Raw genomic sequence first — 24,949 nt, forward strand, 5'->3', positions numbered from 1 at the left:
TTCTCTCCTTTAATCATTCTCTGCTTCAAATTCATAGAGTGATTGTAATGCACTTGATACGGGATCACCCACTAGCTTTTGTGCGATAACTAAACTAGAATCAGAAGTTGATCCAGAGATATTCTTTATATCAATATTGAAGTTATCTTTTAGTTTCCGTTTAAGCACTCTGAACCATCTAGATTCCTCTTCCATCTGGTCGAATTCTTCTTCGTCATTCATTTCACCTTTTAATTTGATATCTTCCAATACAGATGCTAGTGCAGGCACAATGACAAGTGATGCTAGAACAGGTTGAAGGTTCTCCGCTTGCCTTAATGAATTATACATATTGAAATTTTGCTCAGACAAGTTTATGACAATTTTATTGCTCATGGAACTGATATCCAATGGTTCTTTGTTAGTTGATTTTTGGATGGAAAAGATGGATGGAATTCTCCTTAAAGGATCATGTATAAGGTCAGCATCAAAGGATAATTCATCTCCAACAGCTAAAACATCACCTTTCCATATTTCAAATGATAAGTCACCAAAATCCTGGTGAAAATGCTTGTCTTTGTAATCCGAAATATAGTCGTTTGCAAGAATGAATGTGGTCATCTCGACTTTTCCGTCCAACATATTGGATGGAATTGTAAAGGATTCTCTTGTTTTGTTAAACCGAAAAATCTCTCGGTATCTAGTATTTGAGCACTCTAAATGAATAGCATAATTAGCTTTCAAACTAATAACTAGTTCCCTTAGATTACCACTACTAGTTGTGAAATCAGCATTTAACACATAATGGTCTTGTTCAACATCAATTGATACATCTGTTTTAAAATAACATTCTTGATAATCATCGGAGTTTTTCCACAAAACTGGATGGGGGTAGTGTCTTTCCTTAATTTTCATATAAAACAACCTCCAAAGCACAACGCACTGTTTCCTGTAATGTTACGTTTAAAGCAAGTTTGTTATTTGTGAAATTTACAGGACCTACTTTTCCTTTAGGACTAACTTCAATCATTTCACCAGTCTCAACATCATTAACAGAGGCGATTACTGCATCCTCTTTACCGTCTTCGCCTATAATTTGGAATTTCAAGAAACCTTTGCCATCTTTGTCTGATTTTAAGGATGCTCTATATACACCATTCTTAGGGTTAATACAAAATATTCTTTTGTGCTTTAATGATGTAGGAGTAGGGGAAGGAGATCGCTGTCCTTCATTTTTACCTTCTTTACCACCTAAATTGGTTCCGTTACCAGTTTCGGTGCTTTTGCTACTAGGACTTCCTCCTGTTTCTGTGTTTTCCGATTCTCCAGGAGCATTTTCTAATCCATCCTCAGCACCATTATTAGAAGTGTTTGTTTCTTGACCAGGTTTTGTTTTGGGAGTAGGTGAAGGTTTTCTCGAAACCGTTTCTAACTCTACTTTTTTATTTGGAATACGTTTTTCACCTTCATTATTTTTGGTATCATCATTTAAAGGCATATCATCTGTTTCATCTGGAAGGAATTGACTCATACCTTCGACTTCTATTTCATCTACTTCTAATTCTTTTGATAATCCTTTGACTTGCTCATTAATCCATTTGTTTATACTTGTTAATGTCTTTTGAGCATAACTCGGATTTTCATGACGATCCTTTTCCCATTTATCATGGGCAGGGTTTTCAACGGATCGTAAAAATTGATTTAACTTATCCCCCTTAGCAATAAACACTCCAGCGAATTTTAAAGGTGTTCGGAAATGCCCTTTATCAAATATTTTCATACCAGTATTTCTAACCATTGCTACTTTTTTTGGAAAATCTTTTTTGGATTTGATATACAATTCAACCTCACCCATATCTTGTCCTTTACTGTCTTTAAACTGCCCAATAATCGGAGGGTTGGTAAGCATTGTGCTGTAATATTTATAAGAATAATTATCTTTTTCAGTAGCAAGGTGTTTTTCGAAAAGGTCATGTAGATTATTTGAATTAATAATAGTATTTTCTACTTCTACTATTAAATTACCTCGATGAATGGCTACAAAGAAATCTTCTAACACAGATTTAATTATGATGTCTTGCCAACCATCTTTATTTGGAAAACCAGCAATGAAAACATCTGTACCTTGCTCTTCTCTGTGAAAAGCAGATTGAATGTTATTTTCGTTGGTAATAGGAAGGTTTTTATCTACAGATCCGTAAAAGCCAGTTCCTTGAGTTGTCTCATTTTCATCATTTACATGTGTTACTAGTTTAGAAACACCTTGAAAAGCAGTCTTATTTTCAATATCTCTTGTTCCATAAAAAACTGTTCTTAGATCTGAGCAAGCGAATGGTGCATTTTTACCTATACCAAAAGAACCGCCAGAAGTGGCCCCTTTGTCTGAGGAACCGACAGTAAGGATTAAGTTAAACCAATTGCTTCCACGACGTCGTTCATTTGAAGATCCAGTTAATCCAGTAGTGTTGTAATCACTGATCTTAAGAAAGGGAATCTTTTTTTCATTCATTACCTTTAAGGCATTTTCAAAAAACATAACTGCTTTATCGTTATGACTCCAATACGCCTTACATTTTTGAAGTGAATCAATAAATTCATTACTTTTAGGGAAGTCATCTTTATCAAAATACTCTAAATTAAATCGAACAATAACGGGTTTATTAGAATCCTTTATTTTAGCATCACTAGAATTTTGGATTATTTCCCTGGTTAGGGAGACTAATGGTCTGCCTTTGAATGTTTCAATCCCAGCGTCATTTAACCCAGTTTCTGTACCGTGGTTATTAGAAGGAAAATTCCAACTTATCATATTACTCTCTCCTAAGTTTAATAGTTATATAGTTTTATTTTACTACTTAAAGAAGTTAATAACAATTGGTAGAAATTTGGTTTGTATGGTTGATCACGATATCTATTTTTGTTCTGATGAAAACATAGAAGTAAGTACTAACCTTGTTCTAGTAAACTATGTAATGTATGGTAAGGTAATATTGCTAGTTGAAAAGACCCAATTTATCATTCATTATAGATAATAAGAATATTGTGATTGGAAGATGTGATTAAATGATAAATTTTAAAATAGATGATGTCCTTTTCTACACAGAGTCATCAAGTAAGATTGAACATATTTTAAGTAAGACTTATCGTAGAAGAGTATTTCCTTATTTTAAAAGAGGATTAAAAAATAGGCATTTGCCTCTTTTAAATAAAACTTTGTATGAGCAAATTATTAAATTAAAAAGAATTCCTACTGTCGAAGAGTTTGAATTAAGATACCTTGAAAAGTATTCTGATCGCACTGAGAATACTGAACCAATTCTATTACTAGCTAATAATGCTTATAAATCTTTATTAACTGATTTACATTTTTATTTTATATTAAAAGAATCAAAACTATTTGATGATGTTGCAATAGAGTATATTCATGATACTGCAGCAAAGACAGATATATTGTTGAAAAAAAATGGACGAATTATGGGGTTGCAATTATTTTCAGGTAGTAAGAATTATGAAGAATCTAAAAAAGCGTCAATAAAGAAATTGCAAGTAAATCTTGGTTATGAGCTTTTTCTTTTCTCGTTGCAATCAAAATATGGTGAAAGAAAATCTATAAAAGTGTTAAATGGTGAAATATTGGAATTGTATAGTTTAACTGATGCTGAATTACTCTCAGAAAAAATTTTAGGTATTCATCAATTTGATCAAGACCAACTTTTATGTGAAAAGGAAGAAGTAGATACTTTTGAATTGTTAGATGAACCTATTACTTCTAAATCCACATCAAATACAATTAACAACCAAAAGCATTCAGTGATTTTTGGAGGATATGATGACCAAAATAAAATTAATGATTTTCGAAAAAAGGGAATAAAAGTATTTGATATTAAGAAAAAGGTTAAAGGTGTTACTCCTTTTACAATACAAAATGGTGTTGGTTATAAACGAGTATATGATTATCTAAAGAAATACGGGCATACATGTAAAGGTTTTAATATAGATCAATTTGCAGTCGAGCATGCAGATCAAAATGAAAATATAGCGATTAATGCAGGGGCTGGTAGTGGTAAAACAACTACTCTTGTCTCTAGGATTCTATATTTACTTGACACTGGTGCAGTACGAAGTTTAGATGAAATTGCGATGATTACGTTTACAAATGAAGCAGCAAATAATATGGAAACCGCTTTAACCAAGAAATTTATGGAACAATATCATTTGACAGGTAATCAACGATATCACCATTATCTTCAAGATTTACAAAAAATGAAAATAATGACCATTCCTTCATTTGGTAAGCAAATCCTAAACGATTTTGGTCATTACATTGGTTTAGGAGAAAATATTAAGGTATCAACATTAAAAATGGAGCGTGACCAGATAATAGACCAGTGTCTAGATGAAATTATTTCAGGTTTGGATAATCCATTCGAAAATCTTGAATATTATAAAGCAACGAAATTCATTTTGGATCTTTGGGATAAACTCGAGCAAAAAGGTGTAACTAGAGAAAAACTAGCCGACTATATAGCTGTGAATGATGATATTCTTTTAAAGTCAGTTATTACTAAAACTATTATTCGTGCTGAAGAAAAATTTAACGAGTTGAAGGTAGACCAAGATAAATTAACAGTATCAGATTTGACTAGATATTTAAAAAAATTGAGTGATTATAATGTTCCATTAGAAAAGTTACAAAATCAGTATAAGTACTTATTTGTAGATGAATTCCAAGATACCGACATATCTCAAATTGAATTTATAGCAACTGTTGCTGTTAGGGCAAAACTTAAATTAGTCGTAGTAGGTGATATAAAGCAAAGTATCTACCGATTTAGAGGGGCTAATTCCACTGCATTTACCGTACTGAATTATTATTTGAAAAAGTTAGGCTATTCAAGAACAAAAGAATTTGGTCTGTTTGAAAACTTCCGATCTTCAAAGGAGTTAGTAGAGGAAGTGGAATTATATCTTTCTAAATGGCGAAAACACTATTTACTTCCGTCAGATGATATGGCTATGTATTCTCGTCAAAGAAATACTACTCAGGTTAATAAAGTACTAAATAGGGTTCAAGATAGTATAACTAGAGCAGAAATATTAAAGAGATTTGGACAATTGCCTTCTGCTAATCAAACGACATTAGCCATTTTAGTACGGACTAATGATGAAGCACGTCAAATTGGGGAACTTCTTAAAGGGGTTAAGAACGTGGAGGTACAAATGGATGGAACTTTGTTTATGTCCAAGGCTGCAAGAGATATTTTGATCTTACTTAATTCATGGATTTTTCCAAGAAGAAAAGAAGCATTATTCTCTCTTTCTACAACGTCATTTGTTTTTCCACAAGATAATTTTAAATTTAAGAAGTATGAACCTATTAATAAATCAATGCGAATTAGTGGAGAAGACTACAAGTTAGATATTCCAACATTTTGGAAGGAAGCACATAAACTGTTAAAATATAAGCCCCTTTTAACAGTTTTAAATGAATTTATTCTCCATTCTAATTACAGAGAAAACTTAAAAAATAGAGATTATACAGAAACTGAAATTAGAAAGTATAAATTGAACCTTCAAAAGATTCTTATGCAAATACATTCTCAATTTAATGATCGACCAGTAGATCTACTTACTTTATATGATTGGCTAAAAACCCAAGTAATGTCAAATCGGGATATAGATGAAGCTGAATTGGGAGAATCATATTTTGATGGAAATCTTATAAAAGTGTTGACAGTCCATAAAGCAAAAGGATTAGAATTCCATACTGTCTTAATACCTTATACTAATTCAAAATTTGTCAAAAAAGATGAATATATAAAAAAAGATACAATCGTACAGATAGAAGAAAATGGTCAATTAGACTTTGAGTGGAAGTATATTGATGATGCTAGTGGTTTTATAAGTGAAACTCAAAATTATTCTAAAATAAAACAAAATGAAGATAATGAACAGCGTAGTGAAGAGACACGTTTACTATATGTTGCAATGACTAGAGCAGAAAAATTGTTATATATCTATGATCTAAAAAAAGCAAAAAGTAATACCACTAAACCAAATACATGGGGAGACTTACTTTTGATGTAAAGGAGGGACCTATATGAGTTACCAAGTGATTTCGTATGAAGTTGCAGAGCAATTAATGCTAAAGGATTCTATATTTGCCAAATATAGCGATGCTATCCATATTACAGCGACTAATTCACTGAAAAGAGGAATGATGGAGAGTAATACTGATCTTAGTCAATGGTTTGTAGGACCAATCTTGTCTTTTTCTGAGATTGCAAAGTTTGTGGGTAAAACATGGACACTAGGCCAAACGGAGCTTCGTCAATTCACATTATTATCAAAGGCGCTACGTAAGTATAATGAGACACATGAAATCCAGTCATCAGATTTATTCAGTTCGATAGATAAGAATCAAGCGACATTGTTAAAAACTATGCGTTTGCTTACTGAAAGTGGCCTTACTAGTAAAGAAGTAAAGGAAATAGGAGAAAACAAATTTTCCGAAGAAGAAAAGGTTTTTTTAAATCTTTGGAGTGACTTGGAGATTGATAGTACATTTGAAAATTTAAGTGATTGGTTTGATGAATTTCAGCGTCATACAATTTATTCTTTTAAAGAAACACTCACTGCTGCGTTAAGGGACTTGGAACAGATGGATGAAAAACGTATGAATGCTAATATTAAAGCAAATACAAATATAAATAAGCTGGTCCAAGAAAAATTTGTGGAAAAGAAAGTAATCATTCTCCATGGGTTTTACTTTATCACACCAATCCAGAAACGTATTTTTGATCAATTAAGTAAACATTTAAACGTAATTCACGTTGTTAATTATAAAGAAGGCTATCACAATGGCTTTAAATCTGTAGAGGCCTTTTTAGATCTTCCTAATACTCCTCATGTGAAAGCAAGTCAGACAAAACTTCCTGTTAATATTTTTGCCAAGAAGTTTCTACAAATAATAAATGGAAGCTTTCCTAAAGATGAGGAAGAACAAGATAATCAACAAGGTATAAAACCAAGTTATTTTGAGTTTATGAATCTGCATGAATTTAAAGAATATGTGGATTCAAAGGATGATGTTGTTATATCTCCTAGAAGTAGAGAAGCTAAAAGTTATTTAGAAGATATATATACTTCGAATAATAAAAATTTAACCGAATATCCAATGGGTCAATTTTTAATGGATGTACATCGGTTAAATACTCGAATATATCATATCGATACAAGGACTTATGAAGATGTAGAAAACCTATCGGTGCCACTAGTTCTCAGACTGTTTAATTCGGGTTATTTTATGATCGAGGGTGAGACGGCGTCTAAGTATTTAAAAACATTACAAAAATTGACTCCTCTTCTTGAGGAATATACAACTTTTTATCAATGGAAAAAACAGATCAAAAATTTATTCGAACGGAAAAAAGAAATTGAAACAAAACTTAAAAAGGAAAACAAAAATAAAAACCAAGAGAATGACATTGATCATAAGATGAACACCTTCTATAATCGTAATTTAGCTTTTTTCAATGTACCATATAAGGAATTGATTGCGATTCAAAAGGGACTAGCAAATTTACAAGAACTTTACCAAAGACTATATACGGGTAATAGCATTCCTATATCTGAATATGTCGACATTTTAGAAAAATATGTTAACGATGATATATTACCTTCATTAGAGCAGAGAGTAGATCAAACAATAGCAGGTGAAATTCTAGATTCGTTGGAAGACTTAAAAGGAGTATCAGTTGATAACTTTGATAGACAAGATTTAGTTCGTGGCTTGAATTTTTTCTTAAGTCGAGAAACAGATACCCGCGAAGATGGAGAAGCGTCAACTATATTCGGCGATAATTCAGTAAATAGTTATGAAACTATTTCGCGATTCTTAGATAGCGACGGATTTCAATTTACAGAGAATAGATCTGTTCACCTTGCTTTCATGGATAATAAGGCTTTCCCAGTAGCACAACAACTGTCTACATGGCCACTTTCTAAAGAAACATTAGATGAACTTTATAGTAAAAATATTAATTTAAAACAATTAAAAATGCGAAAAGACTTAGAAGTTGATATTTCTTGTTATCTTCTATATATCACAATTAATAATGCCATCAATGTGAAATTCTCTATCGTAAAAGAGTATAGTAACGAGAAGAACTTGCAACAAACCTTTTATTTACAGTTATTAAATTTAAAAAAAGCATCAGAAAAGGATATTCGAGATGAGGATAATGAACAGCAACCAATTACACCAACATTTTCAAAAAAAATTATGTTCAGAGAACGAGCATATGAATATTTAATTAGGAAAACATATAATCGATGTCCAAAACGGGTTGTATATAGTTTTTTGATAAATAATCGACCTGAATTTAGCGGTCCATTCCATGAACCATTTGTGTTTAAAAACTTACTAAGACATGCTATGGGTAATAAATATAAAAGGGATCAAAGATATCAAGATGTATATAGCTGGTTCCCGCATTGGTCAGAAACTAAAAAGGATATGTACCGTAAAAATATTGAAGAATACATGCGTGATAAGAGCAAAAGACCAAACTTCACGATGCTAGATGGTGAAAGGTATTGGGATTCGCAACTAAATATTGCCTTATTTGGGGAACGTTCACCGAATGAAGGAAATGAGGCAGATTATGAGTTTGACAAACCAAATAAACCTTTTGCTAAGCCTGGTCCTAACTGTAAATATTGTCCATTTCAAGAGCATTGTATAGAAGCACAATTATATGACAAGTACTAAATATTTAATAACTACGTGGAATTGTTTAATTTCTGTTATGGGTTTAGGTAAATCATAGGATTAGCATGAGCATGCATGGCAAGGGACAGAAACTGTCCCTTCAACAAAAATAAGCCTATTTTTGTCTAATGTCTCTAAATTCATAAAGCAGCTCTTTACTTTATCACTTAAGTATACGATAAATTGTTGTAGCTAGGCATCTAGTATACTATGTTACTATGAAAGAATGAATATTATACGATTAAATCAATAAATTTTCCTATTTCTTTTATTAGCTAAGTCTTTTATTAGAATTGAAGAAAAACACGTTTTATAAAATTGTTAAAAAGTAAGCATACACGAAATCCCCACCTGTTTTCAGATGGGGATTTCGTGTATGCTTTATTTAGATTTATTTGGAATGTGGCATTCTTGAAGGAGTGTTGAGACCATGGTAGGTATTGAGCCAATTGTTCTTTGTCCGTCGTATCTATATTGGGAAGCTCTTCGAATAAGTAGCTAAGATAGTTAAATGGATTCAACCCATTTTCCTTAGCTGTCTTTACAATACTATAAATAATCACACTGGATCTAGCTTTTTTTTGTTTTGTTATATAAAATCATAAAATAACTTCAGTTTAAATTGTTCACTCTTTGATAACTCATTTATAAGCCTATTATCAAATTCGTCTTCAAATGTCTTATTTATGTATATATAATCAATTTTATCTAACGGGAGGCTTATTAGTTCCTCAAATTTTTCTCTACTGTTATATCCGTCAATAAATACTCCTTTTATATTGATACGGAGGACCTCCAACTGTTGTATCATTTTATCGATATTTTTTATTGCATGTTCTTGTTTTTCTTGTTGTCTTAATTGATAGTATATTGCTACATTAACCATTATAGATACACATCCTTTTAGTACAGAAAAATGTAACCTAATAATTTTATCATAAAACAACCCAAAATTAATATTTTTTGCTATAATAGCAATATGTAAAACTAGCGGGAGTGAGAGAAAAATGCTTTACAGATTTATAGACTTATTCGCTGGGATAGGCGGGATTCGTATAGCATTCGAACCATATGGCGAATGCGTTTTTTCGTCAGAATGGGATATGAAAGCACAAGAAACTTATGATGCAAACTTTAATGAAAAACCAGTAGGAGATATACGCACTGTAAACGCAGAGAACATTCCTAATCATGACATATTATTAGCAGGTTTCCCCTGTCAACCGTTCTCGTTAGCAGGAGTATCGAAGAAGAAAAGTTTAGGAATGAAACATGGATTTCTAGATGAAACTCAAGGGACATTATTTTTTGATATTGCAAGAATTATAAAGGAAAAGCAACCTCAAGCCTTTTTATTGGAAAACGTCAAGAACCTAAGAAGTCATGATAAAGGTAATACATTTAAAGTAATAAAGAAAGTTTTAGAAGAAGAACTGGGTTATACGGTTTATGCGGATGTGTTAAATGCAAAAGGTCTAGTTCCACAAAATAGAGAACGTATTTATATAGTTGGTTTCAAGAAACCTTTAAAATTTGAATTTCCGGAAATACCAAAACAAGGACCACCTTTAAAATCAATTTTAGAAAATAATGTTGATGAAAAATATACACTTTCGGACAAGTTATGGAATTATCTGCAAGCCTACAAAGAAAAACATGCTAAGAAAGGTAATGGTTTTGGATACGGATTGGCAGATCTTGATTCTAATAGTAGAACATTGTCGGCTCGATATCATAAAGATGGAAGTGAAATCTTAATTCCACAAGGTGATGGTAAAAATCCAAGAAGACTAACTCCAAGAGAATGTGCTCGATTGCAAGGATTCCCAGAAACGTTTAAAATTGTAGTAAGTAATACAGCCGCTTATAAGCAATTTGGTAATAGTGTTGCTGTTCCCGTTGTAGAACGAATTGCGGAAAATATGATTTATGCCATCGAACGAGATTCTACAATTGAAGATACTGTGGAGGAGGAGCAGACTGAGTATGCAACGAAATAACTTGGAAAGTTTAACAAGCGCAGTAGAAGCGGCCAGACAAAATGGTCGCTTTTTTTGTAAATTTCTGTCGCCAAATGATGCAGGGGTAAATGGGGCACATCAAGATGGAGTATATTTAAACATAAGCTCTTGGTATGTCTTCTTTAATGATGTTCCTATTCCAGAAACAGGTATTGAAGATAGGTATGTAAAGATACATATAGACGATTGGAAGCAATTTGATAGTAGGATTGTATATTATACATCAAAAAAAGAATTTAGAATTACTCGTTTTTGGTCAAACGTTCCTTTTGATCGAAATGAAACAGTAGGTGCATTAATTGTCTTCATTCCTATATCCAAAGATGATTATAAGGTTTATATTTTCAATACAGAAGAAGAAATAGAAGAATTTTCTCAAACATTCTCACTTTCATTAGTTAATAACTTTACTGTTTATAATGGTGAAGAAGAGGTAGCAGTTGAAAAAAACTTTGAAAACAAAGTTCATGAGTTAGTAGCAGGTTATGAGGATTTCCCTGAAACGTCGGTTATGGCTGAAATATCCAGAAGAGTGTTTATAGAATATTATAATAAGAAGAAAATACATCCTGATAAAGACCTAATAAGCTGGGTAAATACAGAATATACAGTTTTTAGATTAATAGAACAAGAGGTATATAAAGATAAACTTCTTAAACCTTTTGGAGAACTGCAGTCGCTTCTTGATTTTGCAAGTAGTGCGTTAAATAGAAGAAAAAGCAGAGCAGGAAGAAGTTTAGAACACCATCTGAATTATATTTTTACTGATGTAGGAATTCCTTTTGATAATCCGGGAAAAACAGAAGGAAAGAAAAAGCCAGATTTTTTATTTCCTTCCACAACTGATTATCAAAATCCAAAATTCCCAGGGGAAAACTTGATTCTATTAGGTGCTAAAACTACATGTAAAGATAGATGGAGGCAGGTATTAAGCGAAGGTGAAAGAGTTCCGTATAAACACCTGCTAACCCTTCAACAAGGAATTTCCAAAAGTCAATTAGAAGAAATGAAAAATGCTAATCTACAATTAGTTGTACCAAAACCATATCATCTACAGTATCCTAAAGAAAACAGAGATAAACTATGGACTGTTAGTGATTTTATAGAGTTTACTAAAGAAAAATATAGAGTATAGATAGCGCTTTATATACCATATATACTACTACCACATCAAGTGTTACATAATCATCTGAAGCTAATAAAGTCGATGCAAGATAAGACTGAATTAGCCCAGATGATTACTTTTTCATTTTTCAATATGCAAATGATATACTTAGTAACTAGCAAAAAACCGATGCACTATATTCCCCTCAAATGCCGAATACTTCCCAACCAAATCAACAAACCTTCCTTGATCTTTACTCATATAATCATGTTCATAACACCCCGCATGTGTAAACGTATAATTCACATCCAAAATCACAGAATCAGCATTTCTAAAATTTTTTCCACACTTTGGACAACGTATCATTATGATCAACATCCTCTCTTATCAATAGATTTAATCACTAGACACCACTTAATGACACTGGTCTTATTTTTCTTAGGATATAGAGTTTTATTTCCTAAAGTAACTAGCTATAGGGCAGGGTGTGTCAGGTTTTGGCAACTTCTCTTACATCACCTCCTTTCAAGGTAAAGTTGTGTTTATATACAGTTCTTATTACAACAGACCTAATTGCCAAATGGTATATGTTTAAATACCGTTAATAGCCTATAGGAGGATAGGGGAAGGGACAACTGCTTGTCACTCTTCCTTTCCTCACAGGGACAAACGCATCCCCATATCCATTATCTTCCTGTCTTTTTACTTGCCAAATAATCTTTCAACAATGTCTTTGCCTGTTGTTTTTCTTTATCTTGATCGATAGCTTTTACTTCTTGAGGTTTAGGCTTCTTATCCTTGCTTTCAAACCAATCAGGAATCACTTCTTGTTTTGCATGCTGTTTATTTCGAAACTTCTGTCGTTGTTTTTCTCGGAAGGCTTTCTCATTCTCCTCGATTTGTGCCACTGTCGTGAAGTTACTTTCCTCCCACTTTTTTAAAATCCCTTTCACAAACGCCCAATTCGCTTTGTTTTGCTCCAGTGCACGTTTCATGGCTTCCATGACGATTTCATCACTTAGTTTGTTCACCCATGTATGCAGTTCTGTTTGCATATATGGCGGTAGGTCCGCTTCGATATTTTCTAGATAAAATGTTTCGCTTTCAGTAGTAGTACTAAAACTATTACCACTACTTACTACAAAATCTTTAGATCCTTTTAATGGGGTTGGTTTGTGTTCTTGTTTGTCGTCGTTTTTCTGACCTTCAAGTTGTACTTCTGTGGGTGTGGGATCTGGTGTGGTTCTATTGTTGGGTGTGTTGTTGTCATGATTGTGGTATGTCAATTGATCTTCAGTTGTAACCAGACTAATCATTTGATAATTAGGGCACAAATTTCCACCTCGTGGCAAGAATAGGATGAACCCTTCTTTTTCAAGTTCTGCTCTAGCTTTTTTGAAGGTGCCAGCATTGATTTGTGACTTTGCACATAACACAGTTTCCGTCGCGGTAAATTGCTTCTTCCATCCTGCTTTTAACTTCACTTGCATCATTGCGTGCCAAAGGAGAATCGCTGGTCTAGATAGGTTAGTATATTCCAATCGGTCGTAAAAAGCTTTTGTTTCTTCAATATAATTCAATCGGATCGTTCCTTCCTATTTATAAATTAAATGGTGAAACGCTGTTGCTGGAATGAAGCAAAGTGCAAAATACAGATGGCGGTGCGTTGCATTTGTTTTTCTAACGAATGGTGAGATGTTTTCATAGGTAGATGTTGGCCATCTTTAAACGTGATCATCGATTGAATGGTAGAGTCTTCATTGGAGCTATATGGCTCAATCGATTGAACATGATGGTAAAAAATCCAATGACAGTCATAGTCAGTAGGTGCTTGGGTTGGAAATGTAAAGATGTTTTTCATCGGGCAAATAGGGATAGGGACTTTACGTTTCACACCCATTTGATAGTTCACAGCTTTCCGCCGACCTTCATATGTTGAATATCCATCCAAACAAGCAGATTTAATAATTTGTATGGCTGGCTGCTGGACGAACAGTTGCCGTCCAGCCTCTAATACAATGGTATCGTATTCGATGTGATAAGCAGGTATAAGGGCCATTGTTCGCTCATTCACATGATAGTTCGGAATCGTTTTCATTTTAGTGGTCCGTTAATCTTTATTTGATCGACCTCAGCCCAGAATGCATCGTGGCTCATATGTAAAGCAATAATAATTTTTTTAAGTGTCCAACTACCAGGTAGGCATTTTCCTCGCTCGATTCTTTCTAAGCAATCCTTGCTAATACTTGCCTCATTAGCAAGGTGATGGATGGACAATTTACGACCGTTCTTTTTGATTGCTTGGCGATTTGAACGGATCACAGTACCAATCGCAACCTTTTTCATTTCCATTTCTGTCATTTAATACGCTCCTTTGTGTTAAATTTAAAATACTCTATTATTATCTATCGAATAGTAAAAAATTACCACGGCTTACAGGTCGGTTTTTGGCAAGAATTAATGAACATTTTGTGAAAAATAGATTTTAGTAGTGGTAACAAGACAATCTGAAAATGAGATTATTTTATTTTTAGTGAATCTAACCAGAAACTATTGGTTGAGTGCTGAATGGTTAAGGGGAACATTACAAAGGAGACGGGACAAGGGGCACTCTGTCCTTGTTATTGTCGGTCTTAATTTATACCGATTATATTAAACTAAAAAAGAATTAGGGTTTTAAAAATGATAGATGTACAAACACCGAACCTAGCAGGAGTAAAGTCAGTGATGATTAGTTGGATTTTTACCAACTTTATGATGCAATCTACGACATTCTACCTGAGGAAGGGGAGGATAGACCGTTTGACGAGGATAGATTGCGATTGCTTGGGTTTTGCTATGATTTACGGCATGCAAAGGCTGGTCACAAAGAGTTTACTTATGTTGATAATGGATTAAATCCAGGTTCGATGTACGAGCTAGAAGTTGTGGGGAGTCAGAAGAACTTATATTTTTCCTTTTCCACTTATTATCCTGGGATACTGTTTGTGATGATGGCATTAACCTACGCAAATAGAGGACCAGGATAAAAGCGAGCTTTCCCCTAGGCGCTCAATCTAAGGAGGGAGTGCCTGTTAATATTGCCTGCAAGAAATATAAACAGCTAATTACCAATTCTGCATTTCTTTCATTTGATGGATATACGTAATAAATTCGCGAGGAGAGAAATAGCCAAAATTCCGAAAATCATTAATAAGATGTGACTGATCAAAGTACCCGTTTTTATACACAATATCGTCTATCTCCATTCCCCTTCTTAACATATACAATGATTTTTGAAAGCGAATAATTTTACTGAAATTTTTTGGAGATATACCGATGCTATTCGTAAATTTATTTCTTATATACTTATCCGAATAGCCTACACTATTCGTCACTTGTTTCAATGTAATGTTGCCGTTATGGGTAATAATTGTATCGAGTAGATAATTTGTGAGTTGATGATCCTTGGTAGTTGGTGTGATTAGTGTACCGATGGTTGTTTCGAATATCCGAATACGTTCATAAAAGTTTTTATGTGATAGCATACAATCGATCCTAGGATTGATGTCGTTTGACAAATCGGATAATGGCATGTGAGTGCTTATTAAATCTTTTATATTAAAATTTTTAGATTTAATGCCATATCCAGGTGGAATTCGAACACCAAAGTAGGTCTCTCCAGGTGTGAATGGTACGAATGTACAAGTTAGAACAGTTCCAAACACATGAACAGTTGGAGTTGCTTCGTTACAACAAAAAATGATATCTAAACATCCATCTGGAACAGCGGGCAAAGTGTCTACTGTATTTTTCATTAGTGTAAATTGATAGAACAGTAGTGGTATTTGATTTAGTCGGTTCATTTGCCAATGTTGCACATAGTCGGTGGTGTCTGTTTCAAAATTTGGCTGTAAGTATAGGTTTACATGATGCGCTGTTTGATTCTCCATTGTGACCTCCTTTTACAACAATATCTACATACTAAAAATAGAATAAAACGACCAGTAAATCTATTGGTTTGTTAGAAAGCATGACAAGATCTCCCCATATTTATTGCAAACTGAAAAAAATTTAATAATTTTTATAAGCAACACTAGCAATAGTGTAAGCGGATTACTATATTTTTAATTTTCAGTTTATTCCGTTTTTTACAATCACTTCTATCTGCTTATTTTCTATACTTGATTTAACGATAAGTTAAAAAAGTAATGGAAAGGGAGCGAGAGTATATGAGTGAGACATTAACATTAGTCAATCATCCATTAGAACCGTTAACTACAGAAGAGGTTAGGGTAGCAACAAGTGTCATTAAAAAAGAAAAGGAGCTTTCAGACACGTTTCGATTTGTGAGTGTAAGCTTATATGAGCCAGCAAAAGATGTTGTACTTAATTTTAAAGAGGGAGATGCAATAAAGCGAGATGCTTTTCTGATTCTATTAGATAATAAAGAAGAAAAAACATATGAGGCAACTGTTTCTATTAATGAAGAAAAAGTAACATCGTGGAAACATGTTCCAGGTGTACAGCCACCAATTATGGAGGATGAATTTCTAGCATGTGAAACAGTTGTGAAAAATGACCCACAAATGCAGGAATCCTTTATAAAAAGAGGGATCACAGATTTTGATTTGGTGATGGCGGATCCATGGTCAGCTGGAAATTTTGGTATTGAAGAAGAGGAAGGGAAGCGTATTGCTCGTACGATTTGCTGGTTGAAAACATCGAAACATGATAATGGTTATGCTCGACCTATTTCAGGGCTACACGCTTTTGTTGATCTAAACAAAATGGAAGTTATCAAAGTTGTGGATCATGGTGTGGTTCCTATCCCGCCAAATGATGGTAAATATGATCCTGAAGGTGTAGGAAAGTTGCGTGAGGATATTAAACCTTTGGATATTATCCAACCAGAAGGCCCAAGCTTTTCGATCAATGGACATGAGATTAGTTGGCAAAAATGGAAAATTCGCTTTGGTTTCAACCCTAGAGAAGGACTGGTATTACATACGGTCAGTTATACAGACAAAGGGGAAGAACGACCAATCATGTATCGTGCTTCATTATCAGAAATGGTAGTACCATATGGTGATCCGGCTGACCCAGTAAATCGAAACAATGCCTTTGATGTTGGGGAATATGGTGTTGGAATGTTAGCCAATCCTTTGGAACTTGGTTGTGATTGCTTAGGAGAAATCCAATATTTTGATGCTGTACTTGCAGATAGTAATGGGGACCCTGCAACCATTCCAAATGCGATTTGTCTCCATGAAGAGGATTATGGAATTCTGTGGAAGCATACGGATTTTCGAACTGGAAAAGTCGAAGTAAGACGTTCTCGTCGTTTAGTTTTATCTAGTATTTCAACGGTTGGAAATTATGAATATGGTTTCTTCTGGTATTTCTATCAGGACGGAAATATTGAATATGAGGTGAAGCTAACAGGGATTCTTCACACAAAAGCGATCGCGGCTGGGGAAACGCCAAAATATGGAAACTTATTGGCTCCACAATTAGATGGGCCGAATCATCAGCATTTCTTTAATGTTCGTTTGGATATGATGGTCGATGGAACGAATAACTCGGTTGTTGAGGTTAATACGGAAAGCGATCAACCAGGTAAGCATAATCCATTTGGAAATGCATTTATTGCTAAGTCAACGACATTTGAACAAGAATTTGATGCGGTCAGAAAAGTGAATGTGGAGTCTGCAAGATACTGGAAAATAACAAATCCGAATACGAAGAATATTGTTGGTCAGCCTGTTGGTTACAAATTGTTCCCAGGTGAAAATGCCGTTCCATATGCGCAGAAAGACTCTAGTATCATGAAACGAGCTGGATTTATCTCTAACCACTTGTGGGTAACACCTTATGATCAGAGTGAAAAATATGCGGCAGGTGATTATCCAAATCAGCATGAAGGAGGAGAGGGTTTACCGAAGTGGATCCAGCAAAATCGATCAATTGAAAACACAGATGTTGTTGTTTGGTATACGATGGGACACCATCATGTGACTCGTCCAGAGGATTGGCCAATCATGCCAGCGGCCTATATGGGATTTGCGTTGAAACCAGTAGGGTTCTTTGACCAAAATCCATCGATTGATGTACCACCTTCCAAACCAAAGCATGGAAGCCATTGTGCACATGAATAAGTGCGAAGGGTTGGTTCACCAACCCTTCTGATTCGGATTTAAGCTTAACTTTTAAAAGAGAAGCGGAGACAAAAGTGATATTCCAGGAGTGATGGCTGATCGTTTTGGAAGTTAGGTGTACAAGGGTAGGAAATTAATGATTTGTATAACTGTACTCAGTATTAACAAACATAGAGCAGCTCATTATTTTGATTTACAAAAATTTAAATAGTAATTCAACTAGTGAGCTTGCTCTATTTTTATTTAACCATACAAATTTACTTTTAAAGGTGGATGGGATCCATGCTAATTTTCAGTTTCATTTTTGTAAGTTTCGTTACAATTATCTGTATTGGAAAACTCTATCAAGTCAAGCACTCCATCAAAGATTCTTCCACTCATACCCATGTTATTGTCATGGCAGTCAGTATGATTACGTCTTTAACGTTTGGTATTCTACTCGGCCTCATGTTTAAACAAGATCTAATTACCTCTACCATCATATCGACGCTTATAGGGTTAGGTATTGGTTACATCGTTGGACGCCCATTCGATCAAATCACTAGTTTGGCTGGACTAGTAGAGGGTGTGATGGGAGCAATGATGGGTGCTATGACAGGGTCTATGGTCCATATGGCTCCAAACCATCTAGTGTTTATTATGTTTGTCAATCTTGTGTTTTTGGTTGTTTGTACTAGTTTGTTCATGGTTTTGCATCGTTTTATGAAGAAATCAAAAGAAATGAAAACAAAGACGGTAGATATCCCAACAAAGTCTATTAGTTTGTAACAAAATATATTTATAGAGTAGGGAGAGGATCGTTTGGTAACGTTAAAACAGAAATTAGGATTTTGGCAGGCTTATGCGACGGCTACTGGGTTAGTTGTTGCAGGTTCAACGATGGTGACGCTTGGGAATAGTATGGGGCTGGCAGGACCGGCTTTTATTGTTTCGACTTTCTTAGCAATGATCATTAGTATCATTATCGCTTTATCCTATGCAGAACTGGCTTCCATTTTACCTGGGGCTGGTATGATTGGTGATTACACAACTGTTGCGATGGGAAAATTTATGTCGATTGTAGCCGTCCTTGGAGGTTATTTTGTATTAGTCGCGACAGTTGGTGCAGCAGAAACGATGACAGCAGGTTTTGCTGTGCAGTCGTTACTTCCTGACATAAATTTGACATTAGTAGCGGTTGCACTATTAACTTTCTTTTTAATTGTCAATTTACTAGGTGTGGAAGTGTTTGGTTCCATTCAAGTCTTTTTAACACTTGGAATTATGATAACATTAGCTGTTCTAGGTCTGTTTGGAATGTTCGATCTGTTTACAGCGAACACTCGTGTCCCAGTTGAATTTAACCCTGGTGGATGGAGTACCGTATTTCAATCATTGGCATTAGGGATTTGGTTATTTATCGGGATCGAATTCGTTGTACCAATGGTTGAGGAAGTCAAGGAGCCAAATAAAAATATCCCTCGAGCGATGATCTTCGGATTGATTTCGATTTTTGTAGCAGATATGTTGTTTGGTCAAGCGATTGCTCGTTATATCGATCCAAATATTTTGGCATCATCCGGTACACCACAAATTGAAGGTGCAAGGGCAATGCTTGGAAGCGCAGGTGCAACAGTAATGATCATTATAACGATCTTTGCAGCTGCAAGTTCAATAAACTCCAACTTTGCAGCGGTACCGAGAATGTTTTATGGATTGGCCCGGGATGGATTACTTCCGAAAGTTTTCGCTTATTTACATCCTAAATTTAGAACGCCATGGGTGAGTATTATTACCGTTTATTTATTGTTTTGTCTTCCGATTTTTGTCTTGCAAATTACATCTGAAATGCTTGGCGTTTTAGTGTTATCTGCCTGTACGACATGGTTAATTTCCTATATTATTGCACAACTAGATGTCATCATATTAAGACGCCGATATGCAGAAATCGAACGCCCGTTTAAATCTCCGTTTTATCCATATACACAAATCATCGGTATTATCGCATGTTTGTATATGATTGTTACGATACACCCTGAAATGGCAATGAAGGTGCAAATTTATGCGATTGCTGGAAGCTTCATGCTTGGAATTTGTCTTTACGCATTTTTCTGGCTTAAATATAAGAATGAATCAATGTTTAAGCCTATGGACTTGTCGGAGAAAAAAGTCACAATGAAGGAAGAGGTTGATGAGTTTCTACCTGAATTGGAAGCTGAACCAAAAATTTAATGTGGAGTGATTACAATGAAAATTTTTGGTAGTATTCATCAACGAGCGCGTAAGTATCTGATCGCGACGATAAAATTGTTTCATATAAAGTTAGATCAAGTAGGTGCACTCGCTTTCAAGGAAAAGAATAGTAATCAGGAAGCAAAATGGAGATTTGAATATAGGTTAACGAAAAGTTTTATCTCAAAAATTTATAAATTACATGCATCTTACACATTTCCAATTCATACAAACCGTGAAGATTTTTCGATTTCATGGGATTATCGAAATAAACAATGGAAATCAGAAGGGGGGAATAGTGATTACCTTAAGTTCCTGAATAAACATCAAATAGTGAAAAAAATAATTCTATCAATGGATTTTGAAACCGTAAAAATTAAACAAGAACAAGGAAAATGTATTGTCACTTTAGTTCCTATCCCTGGTTCTTTCGTATTCATGTTATTTCCACCAATGCAATATTTTCTTAAAATAAAGGAAAATGAAGTGGAATTAATGAAACAACTAGCTAATCGTGTTCAAGTAATTACAGATAATTTCTACTATGAAGAAGACAGTGATCGTGTAGAAGTATTCAGTCATTGATAAAAGCAGGACATGAAAGTTGCTCATGTCCTGCTTTTTTACAGGATACGTAGCTAGTATAAGATCATTAAATAAAGTTTTCATTAGTAACGTTAATTGTCCAAACTTTGATGGTGGTGGATATTTTTTGAAAGCAATTTATGAGTAGTAATTAGTGATATTTAAATGAGCTACTTGATAACCTAATACTTGTAATGATGTTTTCCACTTGGTTTTTAGATCGATATAGGCATCAGGATTTGTTATGGAAGTGATGCCCTGCATATCATTAAAGAATGATTCTTTAGGCAGCAAGAACGCACTTGCAAACTGATTGGGTTTCTTGCTCAAGGCTTTTATATTCTTTTCTGTCTAAACTAGTAAATTCCACACGATAGTGAAGTAACAGATGACCTAGTTCATGCGCAATATCAAAATTCCTACGGACAGCTGACCGCTTTAAATTTCCTAGCATAATAAAAGGGCGATCTTGTTTTGTCCATAAACTATAGGCGTCCGTCTCTTCGCCAATTGCTTTCTCAAAAATAAACACACCACTCTTTTCCACAAGGAACATAAGCTCATCATTGGTATCATGGTGTAACCCTAGCCGATGACGCGCTAAGCTAGCTACATATTTAATTTGTGACGCTTGATATTCATTAGAAGTATTCAAATATTCTACGACTTCATCTTTTAACAGAATCATCAAACATAACGCTCCCCCCTTATCCAGAAGTTATTCAAAGAAGAGAGAAAATGTATACTTTTTTATAAGCAAAGGATCCCCTATACCACTGGAACAACAAACCTGTCCCTAATTCCCGAAAAAGTTGGTACTTTTTTCCTGTTATGCAATTGACAACGCTTACAAAACCGTATATAATCGTAAGTAATCACGATAAGTCATAAATCAATCATAAATAATCAAATAAACTTGTGATAGTGGTGATCCTATGTTGTTTGAACAGGAGAGGCAACAAAAAATTACTAATTATGTAGAGAAAAATGGTCGGGCATCCGTTCAAGAATTATGTAAAGAATTTGAAGTTTCTGAGTCTACCATTCGGCGTGACTTGAAGGTGCTAGAAGATAACGAACTAATCCAACGAGCTCATGGTGGTGCTATTGCAAAGAATGGTGTTAATTTTGAACCAACATTCTCAGAAAAGTCGGATCGTTTTTTGGAAGAAAAGAAGGCAATTGCAAAAAAAGCGGTCGAATTCATTCATGAGGGAGATACCGTATTACTTGATGCTGGAACCACAACAAGATTGCTTGTGGATGAAATGAAAGCGTTATCCATAATAACGGTTGTCACAAATTCCGTCGTATTTGCAAATGAACTAGAAAACTACCCCAAAATCGAAGTTGTACTATTGGGTGGGAAACTTCGGACGGAAACACTAGCGCTTGTTGGACCATTAACAGAATTGTGCTTAAACCAAATTCATGTTGACAAAGGATTTATTGCAACGAATGGCATTGATCTCGAAGTCGGACTAACCACACCAAACCTCACAGAAGCAGCCACAAAAAGAAAGATGATCGAACAATCCAATCAAGTCATTGTCATGACAGACCACAGTAAGTTTAACCGTCATAGCTTTGCCAAATTTGGCACGATCGAACAGATCGATTATTGTATCACTGACGACAAGGCACCAAATGAAGTGTTACGGGCATTGGAGCAAAAAGGTATAAAAACCATCATGTCACCGTTAGGAGGGGAGTAACAGTGAGTAATTCGATTATTACCGTCACTCTGAATCCTGCCATCGACAAAACCATCACATTAGATCAAATCTACTTAGGAGGTCTAAATAGGGTAAATCAACTTCCACATATAGACCCTGGCGGAAAAGGCATCAACGTAGCAAAAGTGTTACAAGAATTTGGTTCCAACGTGGCAGCAACTGGTTTTATCGCTGGTGATTTAGGTGAGAAATTGGAGAATCAGATAAATCTATTAGGAATTAAAAGTGATTTTGTAAGGGTTAGCGGTGGAGAGGTACGCACGAACATGAAAATCGTGGACCTGAGTACCAATCAAGTTACAGAAGTGAATGAACCAGGCTTCGCGGTAACAGATAAGGCTTCTGTTTCATTACAAGATAAGTTAACTAGTTTACTAGATGAGGCATCGTTTCTTATTTTAAGCGGGAGTTTGCCAGATGGAGTAGCAACAGATATCTATCAGCAATATACAGATCTTGCTAACCAAAAAGGGGTCCGCGTTATTTTAGATGCAGATAGTATGCCATTTAGATTAGGGATTGAAGCTAAACCCTATGCTATAAAGCCGAACTTGTTTGAACTTGAGCAATATATTGGTAGGAAGTTAACAACTACAGAAGACATCATTGCAGCTGGTAACTATATTTTAGAAAAAGAAGTGCAGTTAATTTGTATCTCACTAGGGGAAGATGGAGCCATCTTCTTAACCAATGAAGAAGGATATCATATTAAACCAAAGACAATAACCCCAAAGAGTGCTGTTGGAGCTGGAGATTCAATGGTTGCTTCCCTCGCTTATGGTCACCTACAACAATTTTTACTTGTTGATCTTGCAAAATGGTCAACAGCTGCTGGAACAATTACTGCTACGAAAGATGGGACTACCGTTTGTACGTTGGATGAAGTAAAACATATGTATCCAACAATGCAAGCGTTGAAATTATATTAATTTTTTATCTAATTTAATTAGGGAGGAATTATAATGGCCAAGAAAATCTTAGCAGTAACGGCTTGTCCAACAGGAATTGCCCACACGTATATGGCTGCAGAAGCAATTGAAAAAGCTGCAAAAGAAAAAGGTGTTGAAGTTAAGGTCGAAACAAGAGGTAGTGTTGGCGTAGAAAATGGTTTAACGGAAGAAGAGATTAACGACGCACATGCGATTATTCTTGCTGTTGATACAGATGCCGACGAAAGTCGCTTTGAAGGGAAACCAATTGTATATTCTTCTGTGGGGAATGCCATTAAAAATGCAGCAGCACTTGTTGACGAGGCATTAGCGAAAAAAGCTTCATCCAATAGTCACGTCTCACAGGTCCAAGAGTTGAAAAAGGAACGAAGTAGTCAACGGAAAGGGCCGTACAAACACTTGATGAACGGTGTGTCGGCGATGATTCCACTTGTAGTTGGTGGTGGAATTGCAATTGCTTTGGCATTCTTAGTTGGAGGGATTAATGCAGAAGGGACATTAGCGTCGGCTTTGAACGAAATTGGTGGTGCTAATGCTTTGGCATTAATGATTCCGATATTAGCAGGTTTTATTGCATACTCTATTGCTGATAAACCTGGTCTAGCTCCTGGTCTAGTTGGTGGTATGTTAGCATCTAGTGGTGGCTCTGGCTTCTTAGGTGGTATTGTTGCCGGTTTCCTAGCAGGTTATATTGCTAAGTTCTGTCGGGATTATATCAAATTGCCACAGAATTTAGAAGGGATTAAACCAATCCTAGTGATACCTGTTATTTCAATCATCTCTACTGGTTTATTAATGATTTTTGTATTAGGTAAACCAATGAGCGCAATCATGACTGGTTTGGAAAATTGGCTAACAGGAATGAGTTCGGGTAATGCGATTTTTCTTGGGTTAATTTTAGGAGCTATGATGGCTTTTGATATGGGGGGACCAGTTAATAAAGCGGCTTATGCATTTGCAACTGGGCTACTAGCAAGTGAAATTTATGGACCGATGGCAGCGGTGATGGCAGCTGGTATGACACCTCCCCTTGGACTATGGTTAGCTACTATTATTCGTAAAAACAAATTCACAAATGAGGAAAGAGACGCGGGGAAAGCGGCAGGTATTCTTGGCATTTCCTTCATTACAGAAGGGGCAATCCCATTTGCTGCAGCGGACCCTCTAAGAGTTATTCCATCCTTAATGGTAGGATCATCAATAGCAGGTGGTCTATCGATGTTATTTGGAGCAACACTACGCGCACCACATGGGGGTATTTTTGTTCTAGCCATTCCGAATGCGGTGAGCTCCTTGTTCCTTTACTTTATTGCTATTCTCATTGGTACAATCGTAACAGCGGTGATGGTGTCATTATTGAAAAAAGATGTAACAAGTGTGGAAACAGATAAAAATGATAATCTAGCAAGCTAAGAAAATTATTAAAAGATGTTGCCTTGTTTGGGCAACATC

The 24,949-nt window shown here is 35.0% G+C and carries 20 protein-coding genes and 2 pseudogenes; 12 read left to right on the plus strand and 10 right to left on the minus strand.

Features of this window, described 5'->3' with window-relative positions; genetic code table 11:
• Nucleotides 1–9: 9 nt before the first annotated feature.
• Both FCI53_RS09650 and FCI53_RS09655 read right to left on the minus strand, forming a co-directional pair.
• Entirely contained in the window at nucleotides 10–894 is an 885-nt protein-coding gene (locus tag FCI53_RS09650; RefSeq protein ID WP_138418241.1) for a hypothetical protein, read from the minus strand.
• Entirely contained in the window at nucleotides 884–2,788 is a 1,905-nt protein-coding gene (locus FCI53_RS09655; protein WP_138418243.1) for a hypothetical protein, read from the minus strand. Before FCI53_RS09655 ends, FCI53_RS09650 begins: the two co-directional genes overlap by 11 nt.
• Nucleotides 2,789–3,042: 254 nt before the next feature.
• Between FCI53_RS09655 and FCI53_RS09660 the strand changes: the two genes are divergently transcribed.
• Together FCI53_RS09660 and FCI53_RS09665 are read left to right on the plus strand one after the other, a co-directional pair.
• Entirely contained in the window at nucleotides 3,043–6,066 is a 3,024-nt protein-coding gene (locus tag FCI53_RS09660; RefSeq protein ID WP_138418245.1) for a UvrD-helicase domain-containing protein, read from the plus strand.
• Between the two features lie 13 nt (nucleotides 6,067–6,079).
• Nucleotides 6,080–8,752 (plus strand): hypothetical protein, encoded by a 2,673-nt coding sequence (locus FCI53_RS09665; RefSeq protein WP_138418247.1) that lies wholly within the window; start codon nucleotides 6,080–6,082, stop codon nucleotides 8,750–8,752.
• A gap of 425 nt (nucleotides 8,753–9,177) precedes the next feature.
• Here FCI53_RS09665 and FCI53_RS22210 read toward each other — a convergent pair.
• Together FCI53_RS22210 and FCI53_RS09675 are read right to left on the minus strand one after the other, a co-directional pair.
• Nucleotides 9,178–9,327: pseudogene (locus FCI53_RS22210) on the minus strand (transposase domain-containing protein); the annotation flags it as partial.
• A 14-nt stretch (nucleotides 9,328–9,341) separates the two neighbouring features.
• Nucleotides 9,342–9,638 carry a hypothetical protein gene (locus tag FCI53_RS09675; protein WP_138418249.1) on the minus strand — a complete coding sequence of 99 codons (297 nt, stop codon included), beginning with the start codon at nucleotides 9,636–9,638 and terminating at the stop codon, nucleotides 9,342–9,344.
• A 121-nt stretch (nucleotides 9,639–9,759) separates the two neighbouring features.
• Here FCI53_RS09675 and dcm point away from each other — a divergent pair, with 121 nt between their 5' ends.
• Nucleotides 9,760–10,752, plus strand: a complete 993-nt coding sequence (gene dcm, locus FCI53_RS09680) for a DNA (cytosine-5-)-methyltransferase (RefSeq protein WP_138418251.1) — start codon at nucleotides 9,760–9,762, stop codon at nucleotides 10,750–10,752.
• Entirely contained in the window at nucleotides 10,739–11,908 is a 1,170-nt protein-coding gene (locus FCI53_RS09685; RefSeq protein WP_171038131.1) for a type II restriction endonuclease, read from the plus strand. The genes dcm and FCI53_RS09685 overlap by 14 nt, the downstream gene beginning before the upstream one ends.
• Nucleotides 11,909–12,046: 138 nt before the next feature.
• Here FCI53_RS09685 and FCI53_RS09690 read toward each other — a convergent pair whose 3' ends face one another.
• The 4 genes from FCI53_RS09690 to FCI53_RS09705 all read right to left on the minus strand — a co-directional run bounded on the left by FCI53_RS09690 (nucleotide 12,047) and on the right by FCI53_RS09705 (nucleotide 14,239).
• Nucleotides 12,047–12,244: a hypothetical protein gene (locus FCI53_RS09690; protein ID WP_138418255.1), complete on the minus strand. Its 198-nt coding sequence runs from the start codon at nucleotides 12,242–12,244 to the stop codon at nucleotides 12,047–12,049.
• 320 nt (nucleotides 12,245–12,564) lie between these two features.
• A complete protein-coding gene (locus FCI53_RS09695; protein WP_138418257.1) occupies nucleotides 12,565–13,458 on the minus strand; it encodes a DnaD domain-containing protein in 894 nt (297 codons plus the stop codon).
• A 26-nt stretch (nucleotides 13,459–13,484) separates the two neighbouring features.
• Nucleotides 13,485–13,976, minus strand: a complete 492-nt coding sequence (locus tag FCI53_RS09700; RefSeq protein ID WP_138418259.1) for a competence protein ComK — start codon at nucleotides 13,974–13,976, stop codon at nucleotides 13,485–13,487.
• Nucleotides 13,973–14,239, minus strand: a complete 267-nt coding sequence (locus FCI53_RS09705; RefSeq protein ID WP_138418261.1) for a helix-turn-helix domain-containing protein — start codon at nucleotides 14,237–14,239, stop codon at nucleotides 13,973–13,975. The genes FCI53_RS09700 and FCI53_RS09705 overlap by 4 nt, the downstream gene beginning before the upstream one ends.
• A 374-nt stretch (nucleotides 14,240–14,613) precedes the next feature.
• Here FCI53_RS09705 and FCI53_RS09710 point away from each other — a divergent pair, with 374 nt between their 5' ends.
• Nucleotides 14,614–14,907: a DUF6904 family protein gene (locus FCI53_RS09710; protein ID WP_138418263.1), complete on the plus strand. Its 294-nt coding sequence runs from the start codon at nucleotides 14,614–14,616 to the stop codon at nucleotides 14,905–14,907.
• Nucleotides 14,908–14,985: 78 nt separating this feature from the next.
• On the opposite strand, the gene FCI53_RS09715 is transcribed toward FCI53_RS09710, so the two are convergent.
• Nucleotides 14,986–15,810: a helix-turn-helix domain-containing protein gene (locus tag FCI53_RS09715; RefSeq protein ID WP_138418265.1), complete on the minus strand. Its 825-nt coding sequence runs from the start codon at nucleotides 15,808–15,810 to the stop codon at nucleotides 14,986–14,988.
• Between the two features lie 279 nt (nucleotides 15,811–16,089).
• Between FCI53_RS09715 and FCI53_RS09720 the strand changes: the two genes are divergently transcribed.
• The 4 genes from FCI53_RS09720 to FCI53_RS09735 all read left to right on the plus strand — a co-directional run bounded on the left by FCI53_RS09720 (nucleotide 16,090) and on the right by FCI53_RS09735 (nucleotide 20,811).
• Complete coding sequence (locus FCI53_RS09720; RefSeq protein WP_210238493.1) at nucleotides 16,090–18,015, plus strand: primary-amine oxidase; 1,926 nt, start codon at nucleotides 16,090–16,092, stop codon at nucleotides 18,013–18,015.
• A gap of 282 nt (nucleotides 18,016–18,297) precedes the next feature.
• Entirely contained in the window at nucleotides 18,298–18,783 is a 486-nt protein-coding gene (locus FCI53_RS09725; protein ID WP_138418269.1) for a hypothetical protein, read from the plus strand.
• A 33-nt stretch (nucleotides 18,784–18,816) separates the two neighbouring features.
• Complete coding sequence (locus FCI53_RS09730; protein ID WP_138418271.1) at nucleotides 18,817–20,226, plus strand: APC family permease; 1,410 nt, start codon at nucleotides 18,817–18,819, stop codon at nucleotides 20,224–20,226.
• Nucleotides 20,227–20,241: 15 nt separating this feature from the next.
• Nucleotides 20,242–20,811, plus strand: a complete 570-nt coding sequence (locus FCI53_RS09735; protein ID WP_138418273.1) for a DUF3156 family protein — start codon at nucleotides 20,242–20,244, stop codon at nucleotides 20,809–20,811.
• Between the two features lie 156 nt (nucleotides 20,812–20,967).
• Here the strand turns inward: FCI53_RS09735 and FCI53_RS09740 are convergent.
• Nucleotides 20,968–21,499 (minus strand): annotated as a pseudogene (locus tag FCI53_RS09740) (ImmA/IrrE family metallo-endopeptidase); the annotation flags it as partial.
• A gap of 247 nt (nucleotides 21,500–21,746) precedes the next feature.
• Between FCI53_RS09740 and FCI53_RS09745 the strand changes: the two are divergent.
• From FCI53_RS09745 to FCI53_RS09755, 3 genes are read left to right on the plus strand one after another with little or no spacing between them, the layout of a single operon-like run.
• Nucleotides 21,747–22,526, plus strand: a complete 780-nt coding sequence (locus FCI53_RS09745; RefSeq protein WP_138418275.1) for a DeoR/GlpR family DNA-binding transcription regulator — start codon at nucleotides 21,747–21,749, stop codon at nucleotides 22,524–22,526.
• 2 nt (nucleotides 22,527–22,528) lie between these two features.
• Nucleotides 22,529–23,476 carry a 1-phosphofructokinase gene (gene pfkB, locus FCI53_RS09750; protein ID WP_138418277.1) on the plus strand — a complete coding sequence of 316 codons (948 nt, stop codon included), beginning with the start codon at nucleotides 22,529–22,531 and terminating at the stop codon, nucleotides 23,474–23,476.
• Between the two features lie 33 nt (nucleotides 23,477–23,509).
• Nucleotides 23,510–24,910, plus strand: coding sequence for a PTS fructose transporter subunit IIC (locus FCI53_RS09755; RefSeq protein ID WP_138418279.1), 1,401 nt, complete (start codon nucleotides 23,510–23,512; stop codon nucleotides 24,908–24,910).
• Nucleotides 24,911–24,949 lie beyond the last annotated feature (39 nt).

The sequence above is a fragment of the Aquibacillus sediminis genome, assembly GCF_005870085.1.
GTDB classification, from domain to species: Bacteria; Bacillota; Bacilli; order Bacillales; family Amphibacillaceae; genus Aquibacillus_E; species Aquibacillus_E sediminis.